We start from the raw sequence: 23,726 nt of genomic DNA on the forward strand, positions 1-23,726 counted from the left end.
TTGCAACAATGACGATTGCGCGTGGCATGCATATCCAGACAGTCTCGTCTTTGAACCGATTCATTCTGGACGCTCCATGCCCTTGCCGATCCTAGCGCTTGCCATTGCGTCCTTCTGCATCGGCACCACCGAATTCGTCATCATGGGGCTTCTGCCCGAGGTCGCCGCCGATCTCGGAGTCTCGATCCCCTCGGCCGGCCTTTTGGTCACCGGTTACGCGCTCGGCGTCGTCTTCGGCGCTCCCATCGTCGCGGTGGCCACCGCGCGCCTGCGGCGCAAGCCGGTGCTGATCGGTCTGACGACGATGTTTGTCGTCGGCAATCTTTTCTGCGCCATCGCACCCGGCTACTGGACGCTGATGGCGGCGCGCGTCTTCACCGCCCTCGGCCATGGCGCCTTCTTTGGCATCGGCTCGGTCGTCGCCGCCAGCCTGGTGCCGCGCAACAAGCGGGCCAGCGCCATGGCGCTCATGTTTGCCGGACTGACGCTTTCCAACATTCTGGGCGTGCCGGCCGGCACCGCGCTTGGCGAAGCCTTCGGCTGGCGTGCCACCTTCCTCGCCGTGGTCGGCATCGGCCTCATTTCGGTCGCGGCAATCGCCTGGCTGGTGCCATCCGATGTCACTGAACCAAGCAGCGGCGGCCTGCTCGGTGAAGTCAGGGTGCTGGGCAAGCTGCAGGTCTGGCTCGCCATGCTGATCTCGGCAACGGCATCGGCCAGCCTGTTCGCCGTCTTCACCTACATAAAGCCCTATCTCATCGACGTATCCGGCCTGTCGACATCTGCCGTAACCTGGGTGCTGCTTCTGTTCGGCGGCGGCATGACCATCGGCAACATCATCGGCGGCAGGCTGGCCGACTGGAAGCTGATGCCGACGGTGATCGGCACGCTCTCGATGCTGGCGCTGCTGTTGCTCGGCTTCGCCCAATTCGGCACAATTGCCGTGGTCGCCATCGCCATTGTCTTCCTGTGGGGCCTACTCGTCTTCGTCGTCGTGCCGCCGCTGCAGATCCGCGTCGTCGAAGCCGCATCCGAGGCGCCGAACCTTGCAGCCACGCTGAACCAGGGCGCCTTCAATGTCGGCAATGCCAGCGGCGCCTGGATCGGCGGCATCGCGCTGTCCTGGGGCGTGTCCTATGCCAATCTGCCCTTTGTCGGCTCGGCACTCGCTTTGCTGGCGGTCGCTATCGCCGTGCTGTCGCAGGCGCTCGACCGGGCGGCGCCCGCAGCAGCCCTTCAGGCCCCGGCCGAGTAGCTTGCGCCCATCGCGCCCGACGCTGGACCAATCGACAGCGTAACGACAAAGATGCATGTCTTCGGCTCATTTTCGGAGACATCCCATGCAGAAATCGATCGAGCGCATCACCGGCGACACCGAAGGTGTTTCCTACGAATTTCCGGTGTTGCGCTTCGCGGGCGCGGATAAGGCTGCCCCTTCGGCCTATCTGCAGGCAGCACTTCATGCCGGCGAACTGCCGGGTGTGGTCGCCATCGACGCGCTGATGCCGATGCTGGCCAAAGCCGAGGCGGAGGGACGCATCAAGGGTTCGATCACCATTGTGCCCTGGGCCAACCCGATCGGCCGCGCCCAGTATCATTTCGGCGAGCACCAGGGCCGTTTTCACCTGGGCACCCGAACCAACTTCAACCGTGGCTTTCCGCTGCTGGCCGCGCCCGACTCCTCGCTCTTGCCGGACACCACACACGGCACGGCCGACCAGCAGCTGAAGACGCGGCTACTGCAGCTTTCGCTCGGCCACGACATCGTGCTCGACCTGCATTGCGACGACGAGGGCCTGGCCTATCTCTACGTCCACACCAGCCTATGGCCGGCGATGGCCGATTGTGCCGCCGCCATGGGCGTCGATGCGGTCATGCTGTGGCACGAAGATACCGACGGCACCTTCGAGGGTGCCTCGATCATGCCCTATCAGAACGTCCCCGCCGATGTGGCGCGCTTCGACCGGCGCGTCGCCACCACCGTGGAATATCGTGGCATGCTCGATGTCGATGGCGCTTTGGCTAGCGCCGATGCCGAAGGGCTCTATCGCCTGCTGGCGGCGCGCGGCGTGATCGTCGATACGGCCCTACCCGCGCCCAGTCCATTCACCGGCATAGCTGCACCACTCGAAAACATCGACATGATGCCGGCGCCGCGCGCCGGCGCTATCCTCTACGACGTGAAGCCCGGCGACCGCGTCACCAAGGGCGCGCGGCTGGCCACCATCGTCCATACGCCAGGTGAAGCCGGTGGCCGCACCGAGGTGTTCGCACCGCAGGCCGGCATCATCCTGACGCGGCGGTCCCGGCGCATCATCCGCGCCGGTGAAGACCTGCTGAAGCTGGTCGGCGACAAGAAGAGCGCCGACGCGAGGTCGGGAACGCTGGAGGATTAAGAAAGCATTTGCTTGGTAGTTGCCGAAGCACCGATAGCTTCGTCATTCTAGGGCGGAGCAAGGAGCGAAGCGACGCAGCGCAGACCCTGGAATCCATGCCGTTACATCTGAGCGGCGCACCGATCGAGAATTCTGCTCCGCTGCACCTACGGTAAAGGTCGCGGCATGGATCCTCGGGTCTGCGCGTCCGCTTCGCTTCCGCTCGCCCGTGGATGACGAAGGCCGGGGCTTCCGCCCTTTCCCAACCGGCTCTCCAATGCAGGACTGCTAACCTGAGATCGCCTGTCGCGCCTTCGCCTCCAGCCATTCGGCCATCTGCCGGTAAGGCACGGGGCCGTGGCTGACGCGCGCTACGCCGAGTTCCGCCAGGCGCTGACGCTGCGGCACATGCGCCAGCGCAATGATGTTGACCGGCAGATTGATCGACTTGCAGAGCGTCTCGATCAGGCTCTCGTCGCCGAGACCCGCTGCGAAGAAACCGTGCGCTCCGGCCTTCTCATAAGCGTGCGCCCGCTCGATGGCCTGCTCGACCAAAGCCTTGTCGTGCGTGTCCGGCTTCGCCTTAAGGAAAAGGTCGGTTCGTGCGTTGATGAACGCCGGTATGCCGGAGGCTTTCACAGCGGCGGCTGCCGCATCGATGCGTTTCACCTGCACCGCGACGTCGTGCAGGCCGCTGCCGCCGACGATCTGATCCTCGAAATTGAAGCCGATGGCGCCGGCCTGCAAGGCGAGCGTCACGGTGCGGGCGACGGTTTCCGGAGCGACGCCATAGCCGCCCTCGAGATCCATGGTCACCGGCAGGTCGACGGCGGCAACGATGCGTTTGATGTTTTCGAGCGCCAATTCCCTAGGGATTTTCTCGCCGTCGGCAAATCCGAAGGCGGCCGCGACCGGCCAGCTTCCCGTTGCGATGGCCTTGGCTCCCGCTTTCTCGACGATCTTGGCACTGCCCGGATCCCACGCGTTGTAGAGAACGATCGGATTTCCCTTGACGTGGAGGGCGTGGAACGCCCGCGCGTGGTCGATTTGCTCGGTCATCGGTGTCTCTCGCGTGTTCTTGCTTGTTGGATGTCCAGAGTAGGCGGGGCTGCCGGCCTTGGCGATGTGCCATGAGCTGTAGAAGCGGCAGCCACCGGATAGGCTTTTCAAACCTGTTGCGCATCCGGTCTTTCGCGGCTATGGATTTCGCCATGAACATGCGCTCGATCAAGACCATTTGGTGGTGGGCTCGCTGACAGCGGCCTGTTCGAACGCGTGCGCGTGAAAATAGAAGGTGGCCGCAACGGAATGTCCGGGCGGCCATTTGTTTTTTTCAAGCCATTCCCGGGTCCGTTGCCCCAAAGACGCTAATGGAGACGGCAATGACGATGAAAATTCTGGAGAACGGGGCGGAAAGCTTCGTCACCGCGGGTGGCGTCACCATCACCCGCGAACGCCACGACCGGCCTTATGAGGGCGCGATCGACGCCTATGTCGACGGATTGAATTCGCGCCGCGGCGCGGTGTTCTCCTCGAACTACGAATATCCCGGCCGCTACACGCGCTGGGACACCGCCATCATCGATCCGCCGCTGGTGATCTCGGCGCGTGGCCGCGCCATGCGCATCGAGGCGCTGAACAGCCGTGGCGAGGTGCTGTTGCCGGTGATCGGCAAGGCACTTGCCGGCCTCGCCGAGGTGACGATCGCCGAGACGTCGAAAAGGCTGATCCGCCTCGATGTCGCCAAGCCCGGCCGCGTCTTCACCGAGGAAGAGCGCAGCCGCGTCCCTTCTGTCTTCACCGTGTTGCGCGCCATCACCGCTTTGTTCAAGACGGCGGAAGACGCCAATCTCGGCCTTTACGGCGCCTTCGGCTACGACCTCGCCTTCCAGTTCGACCCGGTCGACTACAAGCTCGAGCGCAAGCAGAGCCAGCGCGACCTGGTGCTGTTCCTGCCTGACGAGATCCTGGTCGTCGACCACTATTCGACCAAGGCCTGGACCGATCGCTACGACTATTCCGGCGACGGATTCTCGACCGAAAACCTGCCGCGCGACGAAATCGTCGAGCCGTTCCAGACCGCCGACCGCATCCCGCCGCGCGGCGACCACGAACCCGGCGAATATGCCAATCTGGTGCGCAAGGCGATGGACAGTTTCAAGCGCGGCGACCTGTTCGAGGTGGTGCCCGGCCAGATGTTCTATGAGCGCTGCGAGACGCAGCCGTCAGAGATTTCGCGCAAGCTGAAGACCATCAACCCCTCGCCCTATTCGTTCCTCATCAACCTCGGCGAAGGCGAGTACCTGATCGGCGCTTCGCCTGAAATGTTCGTGCGCGTCAACGGCCGCCGCGTCGAGACCTGCCCCATTTCAGGCACCATCAAGCGCGGCGACGACGCCATTTCCGACTCTGAGCAGATCCTGAAGCTGCTCAACTCGAAGAAGGACGAATCCGAGCTCACCATGTGTTCGGACGTCGACCGCAACGACAAGTCACGCGTCTGCGAGCCAGGCTCGGTGCGCGTCATCGGCCGCCGCCAGATCGAGATGTATTCGCGCCTGATCCACACCGTCGATCACATCGAAGGACGGTTGCGCGAAGGCATGGACGCGTTCGATGCGTTCCTGTCGCACGCCTGGGCGGTCACCGTCACGGGCGCGCCGAAATTATGGGCCATGCGTTTCATCGAACAGAACGAGAAGAGCCCGCGCGCCTGGTATGGCGGGGCGATCGGCATGGTCAATTTCAACGGCGACATGAACACCGGCCTGACCTTGCGCACCATCCGCATCAAGGACGGCATCGCCGAGGTGCGCGCCGGCGCCACGCTGCTCTTCGACAGCATCCCCGAGGAAGAAGAAGCCGAAACCGAATTGAAGGCATCCGCCATGCTCTCCGCCATCCGCGACGCAAAGACCGGCAATGCCGCCGGGACCGAACGCACCACCGCGCGCGTCGGCGACGGCGTCAACATCCTGCTGGTCGATCATGAGGACTCCTTCGTCCACACGCTCGCCAACTACTTCCGTCAGACCGGCGCAAATGTCTCGACGGTGCGCACGCCAGTGCCGGAGGAGGTCTTCGACCGGCTGAAGCCCGATCTTGTCGTGCTGTCGCCCGGCCCGGGCACGCCGAAAGACTTCGACTGCGCCGCCACCATCAAGAAGGCGCGTGCCCGCGACCTGCCGATCTTCGGCGTCTGCCTCGGCCTGCAGGCGCTGGCGGAGGCCTATGGCGGCGAACTCCGGCAGCTGCACGTGCCGATGCACGGCAAGCCGTCGCGCATCCGCGTGTCGAAGCCCGGCATCATCTTCTCCGGCCTGCCCAAGGAAGTCACCGTCGGCCGCTATCACTCGATCTTCGCCGATCCGGTGCGGCTGCCCGACGATTTCATCGTCACCGCCGAGACCGAGGACGGTGTCATCATGGCCTTCGAGCATCGCAAGGAGCCGATCGCCGCCGTGCAGTTCCACCCCGAGTCGATCATGACGCTCGGCCACAATGCCGGCATGCGCATCATCGAGAACATCGTTGCGCACCTGCCGCGCAAGGCCAAGGAAAAGGCAGCCTAGGGCGAGATGGCCGAAACGGAGAACATGACGGCGATCGCGGCCAAAGCCGCCGCCAAGCGCAAGGTCGCCAGCCTCGCCTTTTGGTCGATCGTCGTCGCCTTTGTCGTGCTCGGCCTCAAGCTCGCCGCCTGGTACGTCACGGGTTCCGTCGCGCTCTATTCGGACGCGCTGGAGTCGATCGTCAACGTGATCAGCGCTGCCGCGGCGCTATGGGCGATCCAGATCTCCCACAAGCCTGCCGACCAGGATCACCCCTTCGGTCATCACAAGGCCGAATATTTTTCGGCCGTGCTCGAGGGCGTGCTGATCGTGGTGGCAGCGCTGCTGATCATTGCCAAGGTGTGGCAATCATTACCCCATCCGACAGCGCTCGAGCAGCCGTGGCAAGGCTTGGCGATCAACGGCGGTGCAGCCGTCATCAACGCGATATGGGCATGGATCCTGATCCGCAACGGCCGCGCCGAGAGATCGCCGGCACTGGAGGCCGACGGCCATCACATTATGACCGACGTCGTCACTTCGGTCGGTGTGATCGTCGGTCTTGTCGCAGCTGTTGTGACGGGCTGGCATGTGCTCGATCCACTGCTTGCAGGGTTGGTTGCACTCAACATCCTCTACCAGGGCTGGAAGCTTACCGGCGATTCGCTCAATGGCTTGATGGACCGCGCCGTCGACACCCAGGAGCACATGCACATCCGCGACATCATCTCGGCCAATTCGAAGGGCGCGCTGGAGGTCCATGACCTGAAGACCCGCATCGCCGGCCGCGCCACCTTCATCGAATTCCACATGGTCGTCGATGCCGACATGACGGTTGGCGAAAGTCACGTCATCTGCGACCGCATCGAGGACGCGCTCAAGGTCGAAATCCCGTCGGTGCGCGTCATCATCCATGTCGAGCCGGAGGAAGAGGCAAAGCTGCCCAAGGGCACGACGGCCGTGCCGTTCGCGTGAGGCGGTTGGCACGGCGTTGGAGATTGGCCGAGGCCTCTCAACTTCGTCATCCTATGGTCTGCGCCGCGTCGCTTCGCTCCTTGCTCCGCCATAGGATGACGAAGCGTCGGACCTCATGGAGAACAAGCCGACTGCGGCATCGGCTCCAGCCGATAGACCTTGTCGTCGGATACGGTCTTGCCCTCAGCCGCCTTCGAACACAGATCGACAATGGCCAGGCTGCTGTTGGGGTTGGCCAGCATCATCGTGCCGTTGGCGCCGCGCTTGAGGAAGATCTCCTTCTGCGTGATGTCGCAGGAAAAGTTGCTCATCTTAGCGCTCGCTGCGCAGCGCCACTGGTCCGCTTCACCCTGGCAGGAGTAGGTCTGCGTGACCTTGGCTCCGTTCTTCCTGGTGGTGACCGAAACGGCGATGTCGGCGCCATCAGGCCAATTGGCGGCATCGCCGCCGGCCGCGAAGGACGCCAGTTCGACCGGGCCACGGAAAACCCGGATGGATTGCGTCACCTGGTCGGGATGCGAGCTCAGATGCGCGGCATCATAGTCACGCCCGTAGCAAAAAGCCTGGCCCGGCTTCAGCCGCTCGCGCAATGGCGGACCCAACGCCGGATCAATCGGGTCGATGCGCGCGAACTCGGCCTGGCAGGTTGCCGCCGGCATCGGGTCGAGGCGGAAATTGTCGTCCTCCGAGCCAAGCGCCTGCCTGTCGTACTCAGCCTCGCCGAGTTCGTCTTCCGATCCCGCGTCGAGATAGAGATCCTGGGAAACATCAGTAACGATTAGACGGCCTTTGTCGTCGAGCTTCAGCGAGGCCATCGTGCGGTCGCAGTCCATGCCGCAACGGATCGGCCCGGTCTTGCCGTCCTCGGACTCGTGGCTGCACCAGCCGCTGGCCCATTCCGGCGCCTTGGCGCCGCGCACGGTGGTGGCGATAAAACCATTGTAGGACGAGTCGGAATTTGTGGCCGGCTCCTCGTTCGGACGGCTCACCGGGTCATGGCCATAGAGGAAGAATATCCTGGCTACCTTCTGCTTCGGATGCGCCTTGAGGTGTGCGGCATCGTAGACCCGGCCGAAGCAGGCATCCTTGCCGTCCGGGCTCAGTTCGGTGAGCTTGAGGGCCTCGTCGGCAAGGGCCGAGCCGGCAAGCGCGCCGAGCAGCGCGGCGCCAAATCCGGCGCCGGCAACGATCTTCCATCTCCCGAACGCCATGTGACCCTCTCCCTCGCATCGACAGGACGTAACGTCGTTTTATGCTAGTATCATGGCCGCAGCCACGCAATTTGCAGTGAGCGTCAAGCCGAGGAGGATGCGATGCGCCGACGCGATATGTTCCGCGCAGTTCTTGCCGGGACTGGAACGTTTTTTGGCTTGCGGGTGGTGCAGGCAGCAAGCGCTGGGGAAAGGCAAAAGGTCGCCTATCATCTCAGCGATATCGACAAGGTCAATTTCGTGCTCGGCAACATCAAGAACCACTATGAAGGCACCGGCGGCAATGTCGACATCGCGCTGGTCGTGCATGGTCCGGCGCTTGCCGCCTTCAAGTCGAAGGCCATATCGGCGGCGATTTCCGGGCGTTTCGCCGGCCTTGTCCAGGACGGGCTTGAACCGCACGCCTGCGGCAACACCATGAAAGGCATGGAGATCACACTTGCCGACCTGCTCGACGGCTTCCACGCTGCCGACAAGGGCGGCGTCGTCAAGCTCGCCGAACTGCAGGGTCAAGGCTATGTCTATCTCAGGCCCTGAGGCTTGAACATAAGGGGGGCAAGGGCCTACGAAGGACCGACAGAATTCCTGGAGGAACAGCAGTGCCAGCCACCCCGACCACCCTCTCCATACCCGATCTCGCCGGCAAGGCGGTGCTGGTCACCGGTGCCTCCACCGGCATCGGGGCCGCACTTGCGCTGGCCTATGCCGCACAGAAAAGCCGGGTGGCGCTGCACTACAATTCAAGCCGCGAAGCCGCCGAGAAACTGGCCGCGACCATTCGCGATGGCGGTGGCGAGGTGTTCCTGACCCAGGGCGATTTCTCTGTGCCTGCCGACGTCGAGCGCGTCGTCGAGGAGAGCGCTGAAAAATTCGGCCGGCTCGATGGGCTGGTCAACAATGCCGGCGGCATGCTTGGCCGCGTGCCCTATGCCGAGCAGACCGAGGCGCATTACGACGCGGTGATGGACCTCAACGCCCGTTCCGTGCTGACCGCCTCGCGCAAGGCGATCCCATGGCTGAAGAAGCAGGGCGGCTTCATCGTCAACACCTCGTCGATCGCCGCGCGCAACGGCGCCGGCGGCGGCGCCGGCCTCTACGGCTCGGCCAAGGCCTTCGTCTCCAATGTGACGCGCGGCATGGCCAAGGAGCTGATCGGCTTCGGCATCCGCGTCAACGCGGTGGCGCCGGGCACCATCGCCACACCGTTCCACGAGCGCTATTCCACCGATGAGCAGATGAAGGGCATGATCGCCACCATTCCTCAAGGCCGTGCCGGCACGGCGCAAGACTGCGTCGGCGCCTATCTGTTCCTGTCCTCGGATTTGCTGAGCGGCTACATCACCGGCCAGGTGATCGAGGTGAATGGCGGCCAGTTGATGCCGTGACCGGCGAATTGCATACTCTTGTCGCGCAACCCACGGAGGCAAAGGAATGTATGGACTGATCGGCAAGATGCGGGCGACGCGCGGCCAGCGCGACGCGATCATGGACGTGCTGCTGGCCTCGACCGGCGCCATGCCCGGCTGCCTGAGTTATGTCATCGCCCGCGATCCGGCGGATGCCGATGCGATCTGGGTGACCGAGGTGTGGACCGACCAGGCGAGCCACAAGGCCTCGCTGCAATTGCCCGAAGTGCAGGCGGCGATCGCCAAGGCGCGGCCGATCATTGCCGGCTTCGAATTCCAGGTCGAGACCCATCCCGCCGGCGGCTTCGGCCTGCCCAGCGTCAAATCCGGCTGACGCCTGCCGGCTTCAAAAGACCACGCGCATTTTTCAGCGCCTCGGGGCTCGCATTTTTCGCCTGCGGGTCTAAGACCAAAAACATGGACTCCTCGCCTGGCCAACCGACCATAGAGCGCATGGCGCGCATGCGCCCGGTCTGGCAGTGGCTGGTGCTGCTGTTTTTCTCGATCCTGTTCGCCGGCGCGCTGGAATTCGCCGCCTTGCCCGCGGCACTGCTGATCGGCCCGATGCTGGCCGCCATCCTCGCAGGCACCAACGGCGCGACGGTGCGGGTGTCGCGCCCTCTTTTCGGCGTCGCCCAGGCCGTTGTCGGCTGCCTTGTCGCCAGTTCGATCTCGGCCGACATCTTTTCGGTCTTCTACAGGGAATGGCCGCTTTTCCTGGCCGTGGTGGTGGCAACCGTTGCCGCATCCAGCCTGCTCGGCTGGCTCATCAGCCGCTGGCGCATCCTGCCCGGCACCACCGCGGTCTGGGGCTCGTCGCCCGGTGCGGCGACCGCCATGGTGCTGATGGCCGGCGCTTTTGGCGCCGACCAGCGCCTCGTCGCCTTCATGCAATATCTGCGCGTCATCTTCGTTTCGATGACGGCAGCCCTTGTCGCAAAGATGTGGGTAGACACCTCAGGCATCGAGATCCCCTCAATCGTCTGGTTTCCGCCGATCGAACCGGCCGCCTTTGCAGCGACACTCGGCGTCGCGGTCATAGGCGGCCTGCTCGGCAAGCTGCTCAAACTGCCGTCGCCCTTCTTCCTCGGCACGTTCATTTTCGGCGCCATCGTCCATCTCGGTTTTGGGGTGACGATGCAATTGCCGCCATGGCTACTGGCGGTCAGCTACGCCATGGTCGGCTGGTCGATCGGGCTGAACTTCACCCGACCGATCCTGCGCCATGCGACGCGGGCGCTGCCGCAGATCGTCGGTTCGATCATCATCCTCATCGCCTTCTGCGGTGGCCTCGGCTTCATGATCAGCCACCTGCTCGGCATCGACCCGCTGACCGCCTATCTGGCGACCAGCCCCGGCGGCATGGACAGCGTCGCCATCATCGCCGCCGCCGCGCAACACGTCGACATCTCCTTCGTCATGGCGCTGCAGTCGGCGCGCTTCCTCGTCGTGCTGCTGGTCGGACCGAGCGTGGCGCGACTGGTGGCGAGGGCGGTCAAGGAATAGGCGGCGACGGGCGGTCGTTCCGCCGCACTTGCCTCGACGGATCGTCAGCCATTTGCAGCCCGGCATCACCTGAATATCAATGCACCTTAGTCGAGCCGGTGCATCAGATCGTCATCCAGCCAGCGGGCGAAGAAATAGACCAGCTGCTTGTGCCACCACGGCCAGTCATGGGCGACATCGCCACCCCAATAGTCGACCCAGGCGGGTATGGATTTGTCGCGCAATATCTGTTCCAGCGCATGCGTCTCGACCAGCATTCGCTCTTCCCAGGCGCCCTGCCCGCAGCAGAAGATCAGCCGCAGCGCCTTCAGCCGGGCAAGCAGTTTCTGGTCGACGATGCCGGGCAGATAGTCGAGCGGCGAGTTGTAGAAAATGTCGCCGTCCAGCGCCTTGCCGAAAAAGTCGCGAGCCGAATAGACGCCCGACAGCGCGATGACGCCGCTGGCGAGTTCGGGAAAGCGGAAGACGAAGTTCGACGAGTGGTAGCCGCCCATCGAGCAGCCTGAGAACAGCGGCCTCAGCTCGCGCCCGCCATTGGCGCCAGCGGCCGTGGACAAAAGTTCCGGCAGCGCCTCTTCGCGCACATAGCGGAAATAGGCCTCATGACGGGCGATGCGGTGGGCGGCGTCGACATGCTTGTTGAAGAAGGATTCCGAATCGATGCCGTCAAGCGTGAACAGCTGGATGCGGCCGGTGTCGATGAACTCGGCAAGCGCGCCGACCCCCCCGGAATCCTCGAACTGATAGAATCGCCCCTGCGAGGTCGGGAAAACCACAACCGGCCGGCCGGCATGACCGTAGCGCTTGTATTCCATGTCGCGGCCGAGGTTGCGGCTAGGCCCCTTGTGATAGGAGATGTCCATCGCTCACGCCTCTTCCGCGTGGATGTAGTCGACCGCCTGGCGCAGCGCCTTCGGATCCTTCGAGCGCATCTGATAGGCGTAATTTCCCATGGCGCGGCTGAAAACCTCTTCGATTGGCTGATGGTGGACGATCTTGTCGCCGTGCGCGGCTAGCACGTCCGCATGGCTGTGCAAATAGTGGAGGTGGCGCTTGCGGCTGGCATAGGCGGTGAAATATTTGCCTTTGTAGGGGCCGCCGGCGGCGTCCTTGACCACCATCTCGGCCCATGCCGCATAGACGTCGATGTCGAACGTGTAGTTGATGGCGTCGGTCATCCAGGCGCCGGGCGGGCGCATGTTGACCTCGAGCGCGATGATGCGATTGTCCTTGGTCTCGAACAGCTCGATATGGAAGAAGCGCTCGCGTACGTCGAACGCTTTCAGGATTTTGCGGCCCGCTTCCTCGACCCCCGGGCTGATCTCCGGAAAGCAGGTGTAGCTCATGTGCCGGTCGTTGTTGACCGCGTCCATTATGCTCTGATCATAGCGGTGGCTGGCCGCCAGCACCACCTCGCCGTCGCGATTGACCAGCCCGTCGAAGGTCACCACCAGCCCCTCGATGAACTGCTCCATGACGAAGGTTACGCCTTCGGGCTTGTCCCGGAAGAACTGGTCGAGCTCCTTGGCGTTGGAAATCTTGTAGGTGTTCGAGGCGCCGGAGCCGGAATCCGGCTTCACCACCACCGGATAGCCGACGCGGCGGATGAAGGTCATGGCCCCGGTGCGGTCAGAGCATTTGCGCTGCGGGATGGTTTCGACGCCGCTCTTGCGAAAAAAGGCGCGCATGCGGCTCTTGCGCTTCAAATTCTTCACGAAGTCGAGCTTGGTGCCATAGATGTTGAAGTCGGTGCGGATGTTGGCTTCCAGCTCCAGCCAGTGCTCGTTGAGCGATTCAAAACGGTCGATGCGGCCCCATTTGTGGATGAAATGGCCCATTGCCCGAAACACCGGGTCGTAGTCCTCCATGTCGGCGATGCGGTAATATTCCGAAAGCGCTGCCTTGAGCTTGCCGTCGAGCGCGTCAAAGGGCGCATCGCCGATGCCGAGCACAGTCGCGCCGGCTTTTTTCAGCCGGTCGCAGAAATCGGCGCCGTTGGCAGGAAAATGCGGCGAGAAGAACACGAAATTCATAGGCGACGACCCCTCCGGCAATGAGGCAATACGGCCCCGTCGACTGCCAAGTTTGGCGCATTTGCCGCCCATGGGGAAGAGCACTCCGGACAAGCGGCGGTGCAGCCCACTTGCCTCTGCACGGCCGCTCCTGTATGAGAACCGCCATGAACACGCGCCACACCTCCGTCGCTTCCCGTCAGACCGGCATTGCCGGCCAGACCGTGCGCGCGCTTGCTTCGACCCTGCTTCTTCTCGGCCTTATCGGCGATCGCCGGGTTCGCTGAAGGAGCGCCCGGCGGTCGAACCGCCGCTTACGCGCACGCTCCTTGGCAAGTCATAGTCAGCGAATGAAATCTGGTAAAAGGCGCCGCTCGCCAACAATCCGCCTGAAGGCGGACCCGCGAGCCGCCGGGAGAAATGACGATGAACGCACGAGAAGACATCCGTCCGAATGACGGCAATGCGGTAAAGGGCATGGCAGAGCCAGCCCGAGGCATGCCTGAGGCAGCCCGAGGCATGCCGGACGCCGCCCGCAAATATCAGCCCTATCCAACCGTCGGCCTCACCGATCGCACATGGCCCAACAAGATCATCGACAAAGCGCCGATCTGGTGCTCGGTCGACCTGCGCGACGGCAATCAGGCGCTGATCGACCCGATGGGCCATGAGCGCAAGGCGCGCATGTTCGCGCTGCTGCTCGACATGGGCTTCAAGGAGATCGAGATCGGTTTCCCCTCGGCCTCGCAGACCGATTTCGATTTCGCCCGCTGGTGCATCGAGGAAGGCAATGTGCCCGCCGACGTCTCGCTGCAGGTGCTGGTGCAGTGTCGGCCCGAGCTGATCACCCGCACCTTCGAGGCGCTCAAGGGGGCCACCAACCCGATCGTCCATTTCTACAATTCGACCAGCGAATTGCAGCGCCGCGTCGTCTTCGACAAGGACGTCGCCGGCATCAAGCGGATCGCCACCGACGCCGCCAAGATGATCACCGACATGGCGGCCCAGGCCGGCGGCGGCTTTCGCTTCGAATATTCGCCGGAGAGCTTCACAGGCACCGAACTCGAAGTCGCACTCGAAATCTGCAACGCCGTCACCGAGATCGTGAAGCCGACGGCGGACAACAAGCTGATCATCAATCTGCCGTCGACGGTCGAGATGTCGACGCCCAACATCTATGCCGACCGCATCGAATGGATGTGCCGCAACCTCGACAACCGCGACAAGCTGTTGATTTCATTGCATCCACACAATGATCGCGGCACCGGCATCGCCACCACCGAACTCGGCCTGATGGCGGGTGCCGACCGCGTCGAAGGCACGCTGTTCGGCAATGGCGAGCGCACCGGCAATGTCGACATCGTCACGCTGGCGCTCAACATGTACACGCAAGGCGTCGATCCGGAACTCGATTGCTCCGATATCAACCGGATGAAGGACGTCTACGAATATTCGAACCAGTTGAAGATCCCCGAGCGCCACCCCTATGTCGGCGAGCTCGTCTACACCGCCTTTTCCGGTTCGCACCAGGACGCCATCAACAAGGGCATGAAGGCGCTGCGCAAGGCCAACACGCCGCACTGGGAAGTGCCCTATCTGCCGATCGACCCGGCCGATGTCGGCCGCAATTACGAGGCGATCATCCGCATCAACTCGCAGTCCGGCAAGGGCGGCATCGCCTATGTGCTGCAGGCCGACTACGGCCTCAACCTGCCGCGCAACCTGCAGATCGAATTCAGCCAGCATATCCAGGCGATCACCGACGCCGAAGGCAAGGAAGTTCCGGCCAAGCGCATCTACGAGCACTTTCTCGAAACCTATGTCGACCAGCCCGGCGCGCGGCTGAAGTTCCTCGATCACCACACCTATCCAGACACCGCGGCCAAGGGCCGGCGTGTCGTCGAAGCGGTGATCCTCGACAAGGGCAAGGAGGTGACCATCACTGGCACCGGCACCGGCCCGATCGACGGCTTCGTCGATGCGCTATCGCGCCATGTCGGCGTGGATATGTCCGTACTCGACTATTCCGAGCACTCGATGCAGCGCGGCTCGAATGCGTCCGCCATCTCCTATGTCGAGATGGAATATCCCGGCGGCAAGCTGTTCGGCGCCGGCATCAACACCAACATCGTCGCCGCCTCGCTGGAAGCCGTGGTTTCGGCAGCCAACCGCATCGTCGGCCGCTAATGCATGTCGCGCAAAAGTGCGCAGCGGTTTTGCGATAACGACATGCATGAAGACAAGAACTTAAAGCGCGTCGCATGAATCCGTTCAAACGCGACGCGCTTTTAGGCCGGCTGATCTTTCGCGTCTGGCAACTCCAGTCTGCGCATGGCCCGGACACCTGATCCCGGTTCCGGGTCATGCGTTAACCCATCGGGAAATATCCGGTGGGGTACGCGATCGCATAATACGCGCACGCTTGTGCAGCGGCGCAGGCTCTATATGATCGCGCCCTAACCTGTGCCGACTTCGAGAGGATCGACACTTGCAGCATGCCACGCCTGCCGCCCCCGCAGTGCGCGAGACGTTGGAGCGATTGCTCGCCAGCGAAACGTTCGGGAGATCCGAACGCGCGCGGAAACTGTTGCGTTATCTGGTCGAGCGCGAGCAGGCCGGTGAAGCCGACAGGCTCAAGGGCTTTTCCATTGCCATGGACGTTTTCGGCAAGGACGGCGATTTCGATTCGTCGACCGATGCCGTGGTCAGGGTGCAGGCGGGCAGGCTGCGCGAGCTTCTGCAGCAGTACTTCGCCAATGAAGGCGTTGCCGAGCCGGTCCGTATCGCCATTCCGCGCGGCGGCTATGTTCCATCCTATGAGCTCAACGCCATTCGCTTGCCGGCCGGGCAAGAGCCGGTGGAACAGGCAGCGGTAGCAGCCGCCCTGTCCGGATTGCCTGAAGAGCCCGGTAGCAGCGCGCATCCTGCTTCATTGATGTCGTCGGCAGTTGCCGAGCCGGGACCCGCGTTGGCGCGCCATCTCCAGTTCTTCTGGGTGGCGATGGCTCTGGTCATCGCCATGCTGGGTGTGCTGATCCTTCGCCAGGGCAGCGGTGAGCTGCTCGCCAACGGTGACGCAGGCTCGGCGGTCGAGACCGCGGTGGCCACCGGCAGCATCGCATCGCCTCCGGTGGAGACCTTGCCCCTGGTCTATATCGCCGTGAAGGACAACGGCGCCGAAGCTGCCCGTGTGGCTGCATCGCTGCGCGCCGGCCTTGCCGGTTTCGACACCATCGACTTCATCGGGCGCGACGCCGACGGCACGCCAGACCCTGTCACCGACGCCACCAGCTTCGTGTTCGAGATTTCGCCGGGGCCAGCGGCGGGCGATGTCACGCTCGAACTTCAGAGCGTTGCCACCGGTCGCGTATTGCTGTCCCGCAATTTGACAGCCGCCAACAGCGCCCCTGCCGCCGTCGAGGACAGCATCGCCAACATCTTGAGTTCGACCATTCCTGCCTCCGGTACGATCTACGCCTATATCGAGCAGAGCGGCATTGAGACCGGTCTCACCGAATGCCTGGTGCTCAACGACAAATACTATCTCGACCAGAGCGCCAAAACCCATGAGGCTGCCTATCGCTGCCTCGAAAACCTGGCCAACCGGGATGCGAAGTCGTCGCTGGTCTATTCGGAACTCGCATCCCTGCATCTCGAGGCAGTCACCGATCACTACGCCTATCCGTCCGGCGCGACAGTGGAACAGGCGATGTCTTTCGCCCACCGCGCCGTGCAGATGGGACCGATGAGCCCCTATGCGCACCGCGCCTATGGCTACCTTTATTCGCGCCTCGGCAATTCTGAGGAATCGATCCGCTGGATGCACAAGGCCTACGACCTCAACCCTTACGACCTCGGCATGGCCGCGGCCTACGGCTATGGACTGATTTTCGCCGGCAAATACGCCGAGGGAACACCAATCCTTGCCCACGCCGTCGACATCTCCAGCGGCCATCCGACATGGTGGGATTTTGGGCTGTTTGTCGGCGAGTTCATGGTCGGCGACATGAACAAGGCCGCGCTGGCCAGCGAGGCATTGCGGACGACGGCGACGAAATCGCATTATCTGGCAGCGCGCCTGATCGGCGCCAAAGCCGCCGGCCGCGATCAGCTGGCGAGCAAACTGGTGGATGAACTGGTCGCCAAATTTCCCAAATTCGCCGCCAATCCGCGCGCGACTTTCGTCGACAGGAAATATCCCGCCGACCTGACCGACCGGCTGGTCGAGGCGCTGCGCGCCGCCGGACTCGGCAATGCCAGCTAAGCTTTTCTAACATCGCGAAAATTTTACTGGCCATCGATCTGGACTAGGAGCAATCCAGCCACAATCTGGAATTTCGTGCCTGCCTGGTCCCGCGACAACCCATAAACTTCATGATCTCATCCCTCTACGCTGCCGAACGGGGCGCCGGCCAGAAGACGATCGTCTTCTTGCACGGCTTCGGCGGGTGCCATGATGTCTGGCGCGAGGTGACCTCGGCGCTGTCGCCCGGGATTCGAACGCTGGCCTACGATCTTCCGGGCCACGGCCTGTCCCTCGATTTTCCCGGCAGCGGTCCCGCCAAGACGGCCGCCCGGGCGGTTCTGGCAGATCTCACCGAGCGCAAAACAGAAAGAGTGCATCTCGTCGGTCATTCGATGGGCGGGGCGGTGGCGACGCTGATGGCATTGATCGAGCCCGAAAGGATAGCCTCGCTGACGCTCCTTGCGCCGGGTGGATTTGGCACGGAGATCAATGGATCGCTGTTGCGCCGCTACGCCGCGGCTGCCGACAGGCGTGAAATTCGCGCTTGCCTTGCCGCCATGTCCGGGCCGCAAAGCCTGCCGCCGGAACATCTGATTGATGTCTTTGGTGGGATGCGCCGGCGCCCGGGGCAGTTGCAGAAACTTGTCGAGATGGCAGCCGCCATGACCAGGGATGATCGACAGGGCGTCATCCCGCGCGAACAGCTCGACACGCTTGATATGCCGGTGATGCTGGTTTGGGGAACGGATGACCCGGTGCTGCCTTTCACCCAGGCCGATGACTTGCCGGTGCATTTTCACCTGCACCATGTGCTGGAAGCCGGCCATATGCTGGTCGAGGAAGCGCCAGGCCTGATCGCCGAGGCCGTCCGCCGCAACATGAACCGGCGCGGCAGGCGCCCTCGTCCAAGGCTCGATGCAGCTGCGAGTTGACGGTCCGCTGCCAACTCGCCAGTGCATTTTGCCGGCGGCTGTGTTAACTCGCTGTTAACCATACCCGCGAGGCCATGCCCATGAAGGACGCAGGCGAGAACGTGACACCCATCGACCAGTCGCGAAAGCTGTCCGACGCCATTCGCGACGTGAAGAACGCCTTCGCCGACCGCGACGATGTCGTGGTCGACATGCGCGAGGCGCATCGCATGCGCCTCGATTTGCTTGCCGCCGAACTCGCCCCTGTCTTCGCCGATGTGCCGGCCGATATGGACAATTTCGACTTCGCCGTCTCGTCCGGCCTGCAGCCGCGCCTTTGGATCGACGCCGTCAGCCATGTCGCCATGGGGCGCGATCGCCGCACCTATCGCTTCCTCAGGGATACGCGCATCGGCCGTGTCGTGCTTGCCGAATCCACCGATATGAAACCGGTTGCCGATCAGGTGACGCGCTATGTCGCCGAGCGCGTCGTCGAGCGCCAGCGAATGATGGAAGGCGGGGTCGAGCACGCCGGCGTGAGGCGCAATGCCGTGGCGGAAGCCGAGCCGCCGCTGCACTCCGCCAAGCGCGGCAACGGGTGGACGACCTTCCTGTCCGGCCTCGGCTTGATCACCGCCGGCGCGCTTGTCGGGTTGGCCGTCTCGGCCGCGCTGTTCTGGGATCGCCTCATGGCGATGAAAATCAGCTTTTAACCAACGATGCCTCGGCATCCGCGCCGAGTTCCAGCGTCTGCAAATCGGATGGCGGCATTGCCGGCCCGGTCAGGCCGCGTCGCGTCAGCTTGATCCGCCAGCTGCCTTTTTCACCATCGATATCAATCAGATTGTATTGTGCTGCCGGGTGCTTGCCGCCTGGCGCTTGCCCCGCGGCAGCGACGCCAACCGCCGGGATCTTGACGCCGCGCCTGCCGATGAAGAACAGCGACGGCAGATGCGAATGGCCGTGCAGCACCAGTTCGGCCCCATACCGATAAACAGTCTTGTTGAAGCGGGCAATGCCGAACAGCCGCTTGTGTTGCGAAACGGCGCCGCGCACAGGCGGATGGTGGATCATGATCACCCGGAAAAGACCTTGCCTGGCCGTTGCGTCGAGCAGCTTGCCGAGCCTCTCCGCCTGTCCCTCCATGAAGAAGCCGTTGGCCATGAACGGCGCCGTGGCGCGTGCTGTCGAGACGCCGATCAGCGCGACATTGCCGCGCACGCGCAGATAGGGAAAAGCGTTGCGGTCGACCGGCGCATTGACACCGTCGCCGCTCATCCACGCCGCCCAGGAACGGCAGGTCTTGTCGAAGGCGCCCGGCACATAAGCGTCGTGGTTGCCCGGAACGACCGACACATCGTGCGGAGAGCCCAACGTCTCCAGCCAGTGCTTGGCCATCTCGATCTCGCCGTCGAGCGCCAGGTTGACCAGATCGCCGGTGATCGCGAGATGGTCGGGTGCGCTCGCCTTAAGGTCGGCGACGATCGTGTCGATGACGGCGTCGTGCATATGGCGGCGGCGGTTGCGCTGCCAGTTGACGTAGCCGACCACGCGCTTGGAGGCGAGATCGCGATAGGTTACATCGGGAAGCGGCCCCAGATGGACATCGGAAATATGCGCGAGCCTGAACATTCCTCCTTCATAAGCGACGCGCCCCCCGCTTTCCACTCCCGGTTTCCTTTCCAGCCACGGTTTGGCTGGTGATGGCGACCGACACGGAAGCCGCCTTCCGCCAGACCGGCTGGCCGGGCTTCAGGGCAAGGCTGTTCCACCTTTATTTCGTGCTGCGGCGACCGATGACGCTCGGCGTGCGCGGCCTGATCCACGACCGCACCTCCAACTCGGTCTTTCTCATTCACCACACCTATGTTCCGGGCTGGCAGCTTCCGGGAGGCGGCGTCGAGGTTGGCGAGACGCTGGTCGAGGCGCTGACACGCGAACTTGCCGAAGAGGGCAACATCGCCTTGACCGCTCCGCCGCTGCTGAAATCGATGCATTTCAACCGTCGCTCCAGCAACCGCGACCATGTCGGCTTCTACCTGATCGAAAACTTCACTCAGACAGCGCCGAAATTGCCGGACCACGAGATCGCCGAAGCTGGTTTCTTTCCCCTGGACCGATTGCCGCAAGACACGACGCCGGCAACGCTGCGGCGGATCGCCGAGATTTTTGAGAGCCAGCCTGTATCGGCATATTGGTAGGCTTGCTTTCTCCTTTGCAGAAACTCTATGCTCTACTTCGGGCAATTTTGAGTTAGGGGGAGACAATGAGCAACCGCGATGAGCCTTCCGTAAGCGTCTGGCCTTATGTTGGCTATTATACTTTGACGACGGTGGCGCTGACGATTGCGCTTGGCATCCTGGTGGTCGTCATCCCGACACTTTCAAAGGAATTTGGTAAAGCCGCGGGATTCGCCATAAGCTTCGGATCGGCCAACGTTGCGCTATATAAGTTCATAAGAAGAAACGGCCGATTGTTTAGTCGCAGGGAATATTGGACGATAGTTCTGCTCTCGACCCTGGCAGCCTTTTTGATTTCGGCGCCGCTGGGTTGGTTGGCTATCGCGGGGGACGCGCATGACCTGAGCAGCGTTCCTCTGGCCGTGTGGATTGGAAGCGTTCTGTTCGCTTTCCTGCTGACGTTTGGTTTGAATGCCGCCTGGTATTCGAGCCGATTTGGAAAAACTCTGTTGAAAGCCGAACTCGCCAGACGAACCCGCACCGACACAGAGGCCTTCCGCTAGAGCAATTCCAGGAAAGTGCGAGCGGTTTCCCGTCGCGTCATAACAAGGAGTTAGAGCGGTTCCGCCGTTTCCGCGAATCGGTGAACCGCTCTGGATCGGATCACGCCGCCTTCCTGAATCGCGCCCGGTCATGCGGCGCGACGTAGTCCAGCTCCGGACCTACCGGCACGATCCGCGTCGGGTTGATCGTCTCGTGACTGCCGTAATAATGCGCCTTGATGTGATGCAGGTTCACCGTGCCGGCGACGCCGGGCACCTGGTAGAGATCGCGCAGATAGTTCGACAGGTTCGGATAGTCGGCGATGCGGCGCAGATTGCATTTGAAATGACCGACATAGACCGGATCGAAACGCACCAGCGTGGTGAACAGCCGCCAGTCGGCTTCGGTGATGCGGTCGCCGGTGAGGTAGCGCTGTTCCGACAGCCTGTCCTCCAGCGTGTCGAGCGCCGCGAATAGCTCGCCAAAGGCTTCTTCATAGGCCGCTTGCGTGGTGGCGAAGCCGGCGCGATAGACGCCGTTGTTGATGGCGGGATAGACCAGCTCATTGATCCGGTCGATCTCGCCACGCAACGCCAACGGGTAGAAGTCGACGTTGGCGTCGCCCCATGCGTCAAAAGCCGAATTCAGCATCCGGATGATCTCGGAGGATTCGTTGGAGACGATGGTCTGCAGCTTCTTGTCCCACAGCACCGGCACCGTCACCCGGCCGGAATAGGCGGGATCGGCCCTGGTGTAGATCTGATGCAGGAAGTCGAGGCCGTAGAGCGTGTCGCCGGTGGCGCCGTCCTCGGCCAGGAACGTCCAGCCATTCGCACCCATGAAGTGATGCACGACCGAGACGGAGATGATGCCCTCGAGCTTTTTCAGGGCGCGAAAGATCAGCGTCCGGTGCGCCCAGGGACAGGCGAGCGAGACATAGAGGTGATAGCGGCCGGGCTCGGCCTTGAAGCCACGGCTGCGTCCCTCGGCCGGCGCACCGTCGCGGGTGATCCAGTCACGCCACTGCGCCTGCGTCCGTACGAACTTGCCGCCGCTGTCCTTGGTGTCGTACCAGCGGTCCTGCCATCTGCCTTCGACCAGCAATCCCATGCAAATATCCTTTCGTCTTTGCGCTGATGTAGGCGCAAAGACGCCATGCCGAAGTGGCCCGATGCTGAACAGACCGTCACCCGGCAGGGGCGGCCGATGAAAAGCGTCGATTGCGAAGGTCGAAAATTGATGCTAGCGGAAAATCCGCATGTTCGACTTTGCCATGATCCGGTTTGACCGACGACGAAAGGGCGCCCGCGCTTAGAAAGCGCTGACTGGCGAACGCTGCCGCTTGCAGCAAACCTTTTCCTCGTAGACCGGAACGCAAAGACCATGAGCCTTGCCGACGTGAAATACCTGCCGGAAACTCCGGCGCACGACCCCGAAATCGAAGCCATCAACGAAGAAGCCTTCGGGCCGGGCCGTTTCGTGCTGGCCGCCTACAAGATCCGCGAGGCCGGCGGCCACGAGCGCTCGCTGTCCTTTGTCGCCGTCGATGGTGACATCGTCGTCGCTTCGGTCCGCATGACCCGTATTGCCGCCGGCGCCGGCCGCGCGCTGATGCTTGGGCCGCTTGCCGTGCGGCCCGCCTTCAAGAATCTCGGCATCGGCCGCCGGCTGGTGGCGATCGCGCTCGAGGCCGCGGCCAAGGCCGGTGTGCCGGCCGTGATGCTCGTCGGCGATGAGCCATACTATGGTCCGCTTGGCTTTAGGAGAATCCCGCGCGGACAGATCTCGATGCCGCGTCCGGTCGATCTCGACCGGCTGCTGGCGCATGAGATCGTGCCTGGCGCCGTGGCGCGGCTTTCGGGCGAGGTCTGCCATGCCGACCTTGCCAGGATTGCCGCGCAGGTCGCGGTCATCGCCTGACCCCCGCGTCAATCGAGTTTCTATTGACCCTGCTTCAATCGAAGATTGATGCTGCCGGTTGCGCCTGCGCACCGGGCTTCGTAGCATGATCCTCACACCTTGGAGGACGCCGGCATGAACCCGAATGGCCAGATTGCGATCGTCACCGGTGGCGGCTCCGGCCTCGGCGAGGCGACGGCCCGCGCACTCGCCGACAAAGGTGCCCGCGTCGCCATATTCGATATCGGCATCGAGCGGGCGCAGAAGGTGGCGGGCGACATTGGCGGCATCGCCGTCCAATGCGATGTGAGCAGCGCCGACAGCGGCGCTGCGGCAGTCGCGGAGGTCGAAAAACGGCTCGGCGCAGCGCGTATCCTGGTCAATTGTGCCGGCATCGCCATCGGCGTGAAAACCATCGGCAAGGATGGTCCTCACCCGCTCGACCAGTACCGCAAGGTCATCGAGATCAACCTCATCGGCACCTTCAACATGATCCGCCTTGTTGCCGATCGTGCCGCCAAGCTCGATCCCCTGCAGGGCGGTGAGCGCGGCGTCATCGTCAACACGGCGTCGGTTGCCGCCTATGACGGGCAGATCGGCCAGGCCGCTTATGCCGCCTCCAAGGGCGGCGTCGTCGGCATGACTCTGCCGGTGGCCCGCGACCTCGCCCGTTCGGGCATTCGCGTCTGCACCATCGCACCGGGCATCTTCAAGACGCCGATGATGGCCGGCATGCCGCAGGACGTGCAGGATTCGCTGGGCGCTGCGGTGCCCTTCCCGTCCCGCTTGGGCGAACCTTCCGAATATGCCGCGCTCGCGCTGCATATCGTCGAGAACCAGATGCTGAATGGCGAGACCATCCGGCTCGACGGCGCCATCCGCATGGCGCCGAAGTAGCCGGGCGCCCCGGC

At 63.1% G+C, this 23,726-nt stretch carries 22 protein-coding genes; 16 read left to right on the forward strand and 6 right to left on the reverse strand.

The window, feature by feature from the left end:
* Positions 1-76: 76 nt before the first annotated feature.
* Positions 77-1,255: an MFS transporter gene (locus AC1D0N_RS16335; protein ID WP_477245582.1), complete on the forward strand. Its 1,179-nt coding sequence runs from the start codon at positions 77-79 to the stop codon at positions 1,253-1,255.
* Between the two features lie 85 nt (positions 1,256-1,340).
* Positions 1,341-2,396 carry a succinylglutamate desuccinylase/aspartoacylase family protein gene (locus AC1D0N_RS16340; protein WP_477245584.1) on the forward strand — a complete coding sequence of 352 codons (1,056 nt, stop codon included), beginning with the start codon at positions 1,341-1,343 and terminating at the stop codon, positions 2,394-2,396.
* A 267-nt stretch (positions 2,397-2,663) separates the two neighbouring features.
* Here AC1D0N_RS16340 and AC1D0N_RS16345 read toward each other — a convergent pair whose 3' ends face one another.
* The gene (locus AC1D0N_RS16345) at positions 2,664-3,434 is read right to left on the reverse strand and encodes an isocitrate lyase/PEP mutase family protein (protein WP_477245586.1); all 771 of its coding nucleotides are present in this window, start codon (positions 3,432-3,434) and stop codon (positions 2,664-2,666) included.
* A gap of 323 nt (positions 3,435-3,757) precedes the next feature.
* Here AC1D0N_RS16345 and AC1D0N_RS16350 point away from each other — a divergent pair, with 323 nt between their 5' ends.
* Together AC1D0N_RS16350 and AC1D0N_RS16355 are read left to right on the forward strand one after the other, a co-directional pair.
* Positions 3,758-5,947, forward strand: coding sequence for an anthranilate synthase (locus AC1D0N_RS16350; RefSeq protein ID WP_477245588.1), 2,190 nt, complete (start codon positions 3,758-3,760; stop codon positions 5,945-5,947).
* A gap of 6 nt (positions 5,948-5,953) precedes the next feature.
* Positions 5,954-6,901: a cation diffusion facilitator family transporter gene (locus AC1D0N_RS16355; RefSeq protein WP_477245590.1), complete on the forward strand. Its 948-nt coding sequence runs from the start codon at positions 5,954-5,956 to the stop codon at positions 6,899-6,901.
* A 113-nt stretch (positions 6,902-7,014) separates the two neighbouring features.
* Here AC1D0N_RS16355 and AC1D0N_RS16360 read toward each other — a convergent pair whose 3' ends face one another.
* Positions 7,015-8,112, reverse strand: coding sequence for a hypothetical protein (locus tag AC1D0N_RS16360; RefSeq protein WP_477245592.1), 1,098 nt, complete (start codon positions 8,110-8,112; stop codon positions 7,015-7,017).
* 102 nt (positions 8,113-8,214) lie between these two features.
* Between AC1D0N_RS16360 and AC1D0N_RS16365 the strand changes: the two genes are divergently transcribed.
* From AC1D0N_RS16365 to AC1D0N_RS16380, 4 genes are all read left to right on the forward strand, one after another.
* Positions 8,215-8,649: a DsrE family protein gene (locus AC1D0N_RS16365; RefSeq protein WP_477245594.1), complete on the forward strand. Its 435-nt coding sequence runs from the start codon at positions 8,215-8,217 to the stop codon at positions 8,647-8,649.
* 62 nt (positions 8,650-8,711) lie between these two features.
* Entirely contained in the window at positions 8,712-9,497 is a 786-nt protein-coding gene (locus AC1D0N_RS16370) for an SDR family NAD(P)-dependent oxidoreductase (protein ID WP_477245596.1), read from the forward strand.
* A gap of 46 nt (positions 9,498-9,543) precedes the next feature.
* Positions 9,544-9,852 carry a putative quinol monooxygenase gene (locus tag AC1D0N_RS16375; RefSeq protein ID WP_477245598.1) on the forward strand — a complete coding sequence of 103 codons (309 nt, stop codon included), beginning with the start codon at positions 9,544-9,546 and terminating at the stop codon, positions 9,850-9,852.
* Positions 9,853-9,935: 83 nt separating this feature from the next.
* Positions 9,936-11,024, forward strand: coding sequence for an AbrB family transcriptional regulator (locus tag AC1D0N_RS16380; protein WP_477245600.1), 1,089 nt, complete (start codon positions 9,936-9,938; stop codon positions 11,022-11,024).
* An 86-nt stretch (positions 11,025-11,110) separates the two neighbouring features.
* Here AC1D0N_RS16380 and AC1D0N_RS16385 read toward each other — a convergent pair whose 3' ends face one another.
* Positions 11,111-11,887 carry an esterase family protein gene (locus AC1D0N_RS16385; protein ID WP_477245602.1) on the reverse strand — a complete coding sequence of 259 codons (777 nt, stop codon included), beginning with the start codon at positions 11,885-11,887 and terminating at the stop codon, positions 11,111-11,113.
* 3 nt (positions 11,888-11,890) lie between these two features.
* A complete protein-coding gene (locus AC1D0N_RS16390; protein ID WP_477245604.1) occupies positions 11,891-13,057 on the reverse strand; it encodes an ATP-grasp domain-containing protein in 1,167 nt (388 codons plus the stop codon).
* Between the two features lie 405 nt (positions 13,058-13,462).
* On the opposite strand from AC1D0N_RS16390, the gene leuA reads away from it, so the two are divergent.
* From leuA to AC1D0N_RS16410, 4 genes are all read left to right on the forward strand, one after another.
* Positions 13,463-15,223: a 2-isopropylmalate synthase gene (leuA, locus tag AC1D0N_RS16395; protein WP_477245606.1), complete on the forward strand. Its 1,761-nt coding sequence runs from the start codon at positions 13,463-13,465 to the stop codon at positions 15,221-15,223.
* 301 nt (positions 15,224-15,524) lie between these two features.
* Positions 15,525-17,300, forward strand: coding sequence for a tetratricopeptide repeat protein (locus AC1D0N_RS16400; protein ID WP_477245608.1), 1,776 nt, complete (start codon positions 15,525-15,527; stop codon positions 17,298-17,300).
* A 110-nt stretch (positions 17,301-17,410) separates the two neighbouring features.
* Complete coding sequence (locus tag AC1D0N_RS16405; RefSeq protein WP_477245610.1) at positions 17,411-18,214, forward strand: alpha/beta fold hydrolase; 804 nt, start codon at positions 17,411-17,413, stop codon at positions 18,212-18,214.
* Between the two features lie 80 nt (positions 18,215-18,294).
* A complete protein-coding gene (locus AC1D0N_RS16410; RefSeq protein ID WP_477245612.1) occupies positions 18,295-18,906 on the forward strand; it encodes a hypothetical protein in 612 nt (203 codons plus the stop codon).
* On the opposite strand, the gene AC1D0N_RS16415 is transcribed toward AC1D0N_RS16410, so the two are convergent.
* The gene (locus tag AC1D0N_RS16415; protein WP_477245614.1) at positions 18,896-19,825 is read right to left on the reverse strand and encodes a metallophosphoesterase family protein; all 930 of its coding nucleotides are present in this window, start codon (positions 19,823-19,825) and stop codon (positions 18,896-18,898) included. The genes AC1D0N_RS16410 and AC1D0N_RS16415 overlap by 11 nt on opposite strands.
* 71 nt (positions 19,826-19,896) lie before the next feature.
* Between AC1D0N_RS16415 and AC1D0N_RS16420 the strand changes: the two genes are divergently transcribed.
* Together AC1D0N_RS16420 and AC1D0N_RS16425 are read left to right on the forward strand one after the other, a co-directional pair.
* Positions 19,897-20,394, forward strand: coding sequence for an NUDIX domain-containing protein (locus AC1D0N_RS16420; protein ID WP_477245616.1), 498 nt, complete (start codon positions 19,897-19,899; stop codon positions 20,392-20,394).
* A 65-nt stretch (positions 20,395-20,459) separates the two neighbouring features.
* Complete coding sequence (locus AC1D0N_RS16425) at positions 20,460-20,936, forward strand: ABZJ_00895 family protein (protein WP_477245618.1); 477 nt, start codon at positions 20,460-20,462, stop codon at positions 20,934-20,936.
* Positions 20,937-21,036: 100 nt separating this feature from the next.
* Here AC1D0N_RS16425 and AC1D0N_RS16430 read toward each other — a convergent pair whose 3' ends face one another.
* Positions 21,037-22,026, reverse strand: a complete 990-nt coding sequence (locus AC1D0N_RS16430; RefSeq protein WP_477245620.1) for a glutathione S-transferase family protein — start codon at positions 22,024-22,026, stop codon at positions 21,037-21,039.
* Between the two features lie 273 nt (positions 22,027-22,299).
* On the opposite strand from AC1D0N_RS16430, the gene AC1D0N_RS16435 reads away from it, so the two are divergent.
* Positions 22,300-22,836 carry a GNAT family N-acetyltransferase gene (locus tag AC1D0N_RS16435; RefSeq protein WP_477245622.1) on the forward strand — a complete coding sequence of 179 codons (537 nt, stop codon included), beginning with the start codon at positions 22,300-22,302 and terminating at the stop codon, positions 22,834-22,836.
* Positions 22,837-22,950: 114 nt separating this feature from the next.
* Positions 22,951-23,712, forward strand: coding sequence for a 3-hydroxyacyl-CoA dehydrogenase (locus AC1D0N_RS16440; RefSeq protein WP_477245623.1), 762 nt, complete (start codon positions 22,951-22,953; stop codon positions 23,710-23,712).
* The last annotated feature ends 14 nt before the right edge of the window (positions 23,713-23,726 follow it).

Source organism: Mesorhizobium sp. P2_E10 (assembly GCF_056404235.1).

Bases quoted from the DNA above. Each gene is read 5' to 3' on its own strand.
- AC1D0N_RS16335 (WP_477245582.1), top strand. From the start codon at position 77: ATGCCCTTGCCGATCCTAGCGCTTGCCATTGCGTCCTTCTGCATCGGC.
- AC1D0N_RS16340 (WP_477245584.1), top strand. From the start codon at position 1,341: ATGCAGAAATCGATCGAGCGCATCACCGGCGACACCGAAGGTGTTTCC.
- AC1D0N_RS16345 (WP_477245586.1), bottom strand. From the start codon at position 3,434: ATGACCGAGCAAATCGACCACGCGCGGGCGTTCCACGCCCTCCACGTC.
- AC1D0N_RS16350 (WP_477245588.1), top strand. From the start codon at position 3,758: ATGACGATGAAAATTCTGGAGAACGGGGCGGAAAGCTTCGTCACCGCG.
- AC1D0N_RS16355 (WP_477245590.1), top strand. From the start codon at position 5,954: ATGGCCGAAACGGAGAACATGACGGCGATCGCGGCCAAAGCCGCCGCC.
- AC1D0N_RS16360 (WP_477245592.1), bottom strand. From the start codon at position 8,112: ATGGCGTTCGGGAGATGGAAGATCGTTGCCGGCGCCGGATTTGGCGCC.
- AC1D0N_RS16365 (WP_477245594.1), top strand. From the start codon at position 8,215: ATGCGCCGACGCGATATGTTCCGCGCAGTTCTTGCCGGGACTGGAACG.
- AC1D0N_RS16375 (WP_477245598.1), top strand. From the start codon at position 9,544: ATGTATGGACTGATCGGCAAGATGCGGGCGACGCGCGGCCAGCGCGAC.
- AC1D0N_RS16380 (WP_477245600.1), top strand. From the start codon at position 9,936: ATGGACTCCTCGCCTGGCCAACCGACCATAGAGCGCATGGCGCGCATG.
- AC1D0N_RS16385 (WP_477245602.1), bottom strand. From the start codon at position 11,887: ATGGACATCTCCTATCACAAGGGGCCTAGCCGCAACCTCGGCCGCGAC.
- AC1D0N_RS16390 (WP_477245604.1), bottom strand. From the start codon at position 13,057: ATGAATTTCGTGTTCTTCTCGCCGCATTTTCCTGCCAACGGCGCCGAT.
- leuA (WP_477245606.1), top strand. From the start codon at position 13,463: ATGAACGCACGAGAAGACATCCGTCCGAATGACGGCAATGCGGTAAAG.
- AC1D0N_RS16405 (WP_477245610.1), top strand. From the start codon at position 17,411: ATGATCTCATCCCTCTACGCTGCCGAACGGGGCGCCGGCCAGAAGACG.
- AC1D0N_RS16410 (WP_477245612.1), top strand. From the start codon at position 18,295: ATGAAGGACGCAGGCGAGAACGTGACACCCATCGACCAGTCGCGAAAG.
- AC1D0N_RS16415 (WP_477245614.1), bottom strand. From the start codon at position 19,825: ATGTTCAGGCTCGCGCATATTTCCGATGTCCATCTGGGGCCGCTTCCC.
- AC1D0N_RS16420 (WP_477245616.1), top strand. From the start codon at position 19,897: ATGGCGACCGACACGGAAGCCGCCTTCCGCCAGACCGGCTGGCCGGGC.
- AC1D0N_RS16425 (WP_477245618.1), top strand. From the start codon at position 20,460: ATGAGCAACCGCGATGAGCCTTCCGTAAGCGTCTGGCCTTATGTTGGC.
- AC1D0N_RS16430 (WP_477245620.1), bottom strand. From the start codon at position 22,026: ATGGGATTGCTGGTCGAAGGCAGATGGCAGGACCGCTGGTACGACACC.
- AC1D0N_RS16435 (WP_477245622.1), top strand. From the start codon at position 22,300: ATGAGCCTTGCCGACGTGAAATACCTGCCGGAAACTCCGGCGCACGAC.
- AC1D0N_RS16440 (WP_477245623.1), top strand. From the start codon at position 22,951: ATGAACCCGAATGGCCAGATTGCGATCGTCACCGGTGGCGGCTCCGGC.